The sequence below is a fragment of the Treponema sp. R8-4-B8 genome (assembly GCF_054786175.1).
On sequence record NZ_BDHE01000126.1, the window covers coordinates 1 to 1045 of the forward strand.

The following is a 1045-nucleotide window of genomic DNA, read 5'->3' on the forward strand; positions in this document are numbered from 1 at the left end:
CGCGACGGCAATCACCGCGTATCAGTCGCTAAAATGCAGGGCGTTGAATTTATTGACGCGGAAGTAAATATTTATTGAAATCATGATAACGTCCTTCGCTGCCGACAATCAATTTTATCGGCACCGTCTGGCTTCCCATGTATACTTCGTTCTTAGGTCTAAGTATGCCCTTCACATCGTTAAACGAAAGCAGTTTGTCACGATCCGTATTTAAAAAATTCTGTATTTGCGATAACATCGCCCTTCCCCTCGCGCGGGAAAAATCGGCGTAAGCAATCTGCGTTACTACGTCACCTGCCATTTTAATCTCCCAAATCTATAATGTAATGGCTGTATACGTTAATTACAGTCGTATCATTCCATTTTGTGCTGCGAGTGTCGTTTAAATCATATAAATGAATATGGCCATGTACAAGGTACTTTGGTTTGAATACTTTCATAAACCACAAGAAAGATTTAAAACCAAGATGGCACTTGTCGTTTTTATCGTGAACGCCTTTGGGCGGAGCGTGGGTCAGAAGCACGTCCAAAAAACGCCCGTGCGCGATACGGTTCCAAAGAAGGCTTGGTATTAATTTTAATATTTCGATATTCATTTCAAAATTTGTAAATTGATTGGGGCCGTTATTGTAACGCATTGAACCGCCTAACCCGGCTATTAAAATTTTCCCCTCTTTCTTAACTTTTGAGCCAAGATAAATGGCGCCGCAGCCTAAATATTCCCTGACTTCCTGTAACATCAGGATATTCCAGGGTTTTTTATAGTGGCGCAGTTCTTCGGTATGATGGTTGCCAAAAACGAAAAATAAGGGCTTATTAAGGCTGGAAATGATGAAATCGAGGTAATCCAGCGGCAAATCTCCGGCGGAAAGGATTAAATCGACATCCCCAAAACGCTCTTTTACCCGCGGAGAGTAGATTTGAGGGTCAATTTTGTCAGAAATACACAGTATTTTCAATACAAAGTCCTTTTTTGTCGATAATATTTAATATATATTAAATATTATTGAGTATAGGAAGGGAAAGATGACAAAAAAAATAATTT

2 protein-coding genes are annotated in these 1045 nt (G+C 39.7%); both read right to left on the reverse strand.

Annotated elements, in window-relative coordinates; translation table 11 throughout:
• Positions 1–49 precede the first annotated feature (49 nt).
• Positions 50–301 (reverse strand): hypothetical protein, encoded by a 252-nt coding sequence (locus ACYVRA_RS07340; RefSeq protein ID WP_461252094.1) that lies wholly within the window; start codon positions 299–301, stop codon positions 50–52.
• Between the two features lies 1 nt (position 302).
• Positions 303–959 (reverse strand): metallophosphoesterase, encoded by a 657-nt coding sequence (locus tag ACYVRA_RS07345; RefSeq protein ID WP_461252095.1) that lies wholly within the window; start codon positions 957–959, stop codon positions 303–305.
• Positions 960–1045 lie beyond the last annotated feature (86 nt).

Excerpts from the sequence above, each read along its gene's own strand:
- ACYVRA_RS07340 (WP_461252094.1), bottom strand. The coding sequence starts at position 301 with ATGGCAGGTGACGTAGTAACGCAGATTGCTTACGCCGATTTTTCCCGC.